Origin of the sequence: Anaeroplasma sp. (assembly GCF_034179385.1) — a bacterium.
GTDB lineage: Bacteria > Bacillota_I > Bacilli_A > Acholeplasmatales > Anaeroplasmataceae > Anaeroplasma.
In genome coordinates this window covers 1-4,511 of record NZ_JAXFPY010000039.1, presented here as the reverse complement: position 1 = coordinate 4,511, position 4,511 = coordinate 1, and the positions used below count along the sequence as shown (strand labels likewise).

The following is a 4,511-nucleotide window of genomic DNA, read 5'->3' as shown; positions in this document are numbered from 1 at the left end:
TTTAAAGCATTTATCTCTAAAAGGACAGTTAGAACAATCTTCGCATTCATAAATTTCTTCCTCGCGACCATATTTGTTTCCTCTAACAGGCTTTTTACATTTAAATATAAATTTTTTATTATTAGGACATATTAAATTTCCTGTAGATTACGCCACGCTATAAAAAATGGAAAATTCAAATGTGGAAAAGACATTACTAAATTTGGAAAGCAATGGGTAATAACCATAGAAGCAATGGTTCGCGAATACGGAGAGCCAAAACAATAATTGCTATTTGAGAAAAATGAAAAATAGAAGATTACGATAATGTATATTCGCTATGGATGACTTCTATATTTATCTTTTAATATTCGGCATTGGTGCTATAATAGAAATATATTTGGAGATAAGTGTATTATGGAAAAGAAAGCTTTAACAAAGGAAAAAATACATAGAAATATAGCATTAACTACTACAGTGATTGTAATCATTGAAGCTATTTTAATTACATTAATTATTGTTCGAGGTACATATTATTTGTTATGGACTCCTTTTGTTTTTGTTATCGTTTATGGCTTTGCCTTATTTATGGATTTAGGTAAGCTTAGGGATTTAAAGGAAGAAGAGCTTAATAAAAAAAACGATGAAGAGAAGGTAGAACCTATTTCATCTTCTAGCGAAGATATAGAAGAATAGAAAATTCGGCTAAAATGAATTAGCCGAATTTTCTATTTTTTCGTGAATTATGGGCAAACGTTTACACCTGATTTTACACAACAAAGACTCCTCTCAATATTGTATTTCGGGGTATCCAAATGTATAATTTTAGAGGCTAGGGGGGATAACAGAATAAAAACAAGAAAGAAGGCGTGTGAAATGAGTGAATATAAAGGATGGGCTGGATTTAAAGGCTCTAAATGGAAAGATTCAATTGATGTTAGAGATTTTATTCAGATGAACTATACAGTCTACGAAGGAGACGAAAGCTTCTTAGCGGGTCCAACAGAGGCTACTAAGGTGCTTTGGAAAAAGGTTTCCGACCTACAAAAGGAAGAAAGAGCTAAAGGCGGAGTCTTAGATATGGAAACAGAGGTAGTTAGCTCTTTAACTGCATATGGTGCGGGCTATATCGATAATCAAACCAAGGATTTAGAAAAGGTTGTTGGTTTACAAACAGATAAGCCTTTAAAAAGAGCATTTATGCCATATGGTGGTATAAAGATGGCTGAACAGGCATGTACTACATATGGATATACACCATCTCCAAAGATTCATGAAATCTTTACTAAGTATCATAAAACTCATAATGATGGAGTTTTTGATGCTTATACTGAAGAAATGCTACATTGCCGTCACAATAAGATTATAACAGGCTTACCAGATACTTATGGTAGAGGTAGAATTGTTGGTGATTATAGAAGAGTTGCATTATATGGTATTGACTTCTTAATTGAACAAAAAAAGAATGATTTAAAATATACAGGCTTACGTAGTATGGATTATGAAACTGTTCAGCTACGTGAGGAAATTGCAATGCAGATCCGTGCATTAAATGAAATGAAGATTATGGCATCTGTTTACGGATTTGATATTTCAAATCCTGCAACAAGTGCAAAGGAAGCATTCCAATGGTTATATTTTGGTTATCTTGCAGCTATTAAAACACAAAATGGTGCAGCCATGAGTGTAGGTAGAGTTTCTACATTCTTAGATATTTATATTCAAAGAGACTTAGAAAATGGTGTAATTACTGAGGCTGAGGCTCAGGAATTAGTAGATCATTTTGTTATGAAGCTTAGAATGGTTAAATTCGCAAGAATTCCATCCTACAATCAGCTATTCTCTGGAGACCCAGTTTGGGCAACACTTGAGGTTGCGGGTATGGGTGGAGATGGTCGTCCTCTAGTTACAAAGAACGACTTCAGATTCTTACATACACTACAAAATATGGGACCAGCACCAGAGCCAAACCTAACGGTTCTTTGGTCTTCTAGATTACCAGAAAACTTCAAGAAGTATGCATCATTAATTTCTGTTGAGACATCTTCCGTTCAGTATGAAAATGACTGTGTCATGAGACCAATTTGGACAGATGATTATTCTATTTGTTGTTGTGTTTCTGCAACACAAACAGGAAAGGAAATGCAATTCTTTGGTGCTCGTGCAAACCTAGCTAAGTGCTTATTGTATGCAATCAACGGTGGTGTTGATGAGATTACACATCAGCAAGTAGGTCCACAGTATTCTAAGATTTTATCTGATGTGCTTTCCTATGATGAGGTTATTACAAAATATGATCAAATGATGGAGTGGTTAGCAGAAATTTATGTTAACACATTAAATGTAATTCACTTCATGCATGATAAATATTACTATGAAGCTGCAGAAATGGCTTTGATTGATACAAACGTAAGAAGAACCTTTGCAACAGGTATCGCAGGCTTCTCTCATGTAGTAGATTCCTTATCTGCAATTAAGTATGCGAATGTTACAGTAGTAAGGGATGAGGAAGGTATTGCAACGGATTTCAATATTGAAGGTGATTTCCCAAGATATGGAAATGATGATGATAGAGCGGATGAAATCGCAGTATGGCTATTAAAGACATTCTTAGCAAAGATTTCTCGCCATAATACCTATAGACATTCTGAACCTACAACTTCGATTTTAACGATTACCTCAAATGTAGTATATGGTAAGGCAACAGGCTCTATGCCAGATGGACGTAAGCGTGGTGAGCCATTATCTCCAGGTGCAAACCCATCCTATCGTGCAGAGAAGAATGGTCTACTTGCATCATTAAATTCTGTTGCGAAGCTTCCATATGAATTCGCACTCGATGGTATTTCCAATACACAAACCATTAATCCTAATGCTTTGGGACATAATGATACAGAAAGAAAGAACAATCTTACTCAAATTCTAGATGGTTATTTCGATCAGGGTGCGCATCATTTAAATGTAAATGTATTTGGTACAGAAAAGCTTATTGATGCAATGAATCATCCAGAAAAGGAAGAATATCAAAACTTTACAATTCGTGTATCTGGCTATGCAGTTAAGTTCATTGACTTAACTAAGGAGCAGCAGCTAGACGTTATTGCTCGTACTTGTCACGAAAGCTTATAAAAATATGAACGCATACTATTCAAAATTTGAATCCTTTGCGTCTGTAGACGGACCTGGTGTTAGGTCCGTCCTATTTCTTACAGGCTGCCCATTTCGCTGTATATATTGTCATAACCCAGAGACTTGGAGTGAAAAGGGAAAAGAAATATCCCCTGAAGAAGCATTTAAAATGTTATTGAAATACAAACCCTATTGGAAAAACAATGGAGGAATTACTATTTCAGGTGGAGAACCCCTATTACATTTAGATTTTTTAATTGAATTATTTAAATTATGTAAGGAAAAGGGAATATCTTGCTGTATTGATACTGCTGGAGGTCCTTTTACAAAGGAAGAGCCATTCCTTTCTAAATTTAATGAATTATTAAAATATACCGATTTATTCTTAATGGATATAAAAGCTATAGATGATAAATTACATAAGATAATCACAGGAAAAACAAATAAAAATGTAATAGAGATGTTTCAATATTTAAACGAAAAGAATGTTCCTATATGGATAAGATATGTATTAGTACCTGGATATACAGATTCTTTAGAGGTATTAAATTCTACAAGGGATTTTATAAATACTTTATCAAATGTAAAAAGAGTTGAGGTATTACCTTATCATCCTTTTGGAATGCCGAAATATGAAAAGCTAGGAATTCCATATAAATTAAAGGATACCAATATGCCTACAGAGGAATCCGTAAATTTTGCAAAAGAGATTTTAGAAAAGATATAAGAAATAATTCCAATTATATAATAAGAGCGCAAACGAATATCCTTATAAAAGGGGAGAGGTGCCCCAAGTGTTAGGTATCGTCTAGACGAAAAACCCAGCACATATTTAAAATTCGAGACTTTTACAATTCTAGTTGTAGGAGTCTCTTAATTTTTTTAGGTGGATATCACTGATTCAGGCATTGATTTTGCATTTATTGGTTGTACTTTGTAATTTTTAAAACAATTTATAGATATTCTATTTTGCTTTTCCGCAATTCCTATTGTATAATATGTGAGAACGCTGGATTAGCACAGCTGGTAGTGCAGCTCCCTCGTAAAGAGCAGGTCGTAGGTTCGAGTCCTATATCCAGCACCATATAACGAGCATAGGTTTGATACAATGATTTCGGTCAGTGTCAAGCCTTTTTTGTTGGCACAAAGGCAAAAATTCCCTTTCCGCCAGTATCTAAGAGATCAGAATAGGCAAAAATAGGAGACTGCTGAAAAAGTCTTTATGATTTAGAGGTATGCAAAACATATCTCTTTTTCTTTATTTTTATTAGTTTTTAATTACTAGTTTTCCTAGTATTTTATACTAAATTATGGTATAATATAAATATAGAAATGAGTGATGAAAAATGATTAAACAAGAGTCTTTAATATTAAGCCCATATATTGCTTTATATGATATTATT

The 4,511-nt window shown here is 33.8% G+C and carries 3 protein-coding genes and 1 tRNA gene; all 4 read left to right on the top strand.

Annotated elements, in window-relative coordinates; translation table 11 throughout:
- Window positions 1-396: 396 nt before the first annotated feature.
- The 4 genes from SPJ17_RS02700 to SPJ17_RS02685 all read left to right on the top strand — a co-directional run bounded on the left by SPJ17_RS02700 (window position 397) and on the right by SPJ17_RS02685 (window position 4,192).
- Window positions 397-675 (top strand): hypothetical protein, encoded by a 279-nt coding sequence (locus tag SPJ17_RS02700; RefSeq protein ID WP_321092521.1) that lies wholly within the window; start codon window positions 397-399, stop codon window positions 673-675.
- A gap of 180 nt (window positions 676-855) precedes the next feature.
- The gene (pflB, locus tag SPJ17_RS02695; protein ID WP_321092518.1) at window positions 856-3,108 is read left to right on the top strand and encodes a formate C-acetyltransferase; all 2,253 of its coding nucleotides are present in this window, start codon (window positions 856-858) and stop codon (window positions 3,106-3,108) included.
- A 4-nt stretch (window positions 3,109-3,112) separates the two neighbouring features.
- Complete coding sequence (gene pflA / locus SPJ17_RS02690; RefSeq protein WP_321092514.1) at window positions 3,113-3,835, top strand: pyruvate formate-lyase-activating protein; 723 nt, start codon at window positions 3,113-3,115, stop codon at window positions 3,833-3,835.
- A 281-nt stretch (window positions 3,836-4,116) separates the two neighbouring features.
- Window positions 4,117-4,192 (top strand) — tRNA-Thr (locus SPJ17_RS02685).
- The last annotated feature ends 319 nt before the right edge of the window (window positions 4,193-4,511 follow it).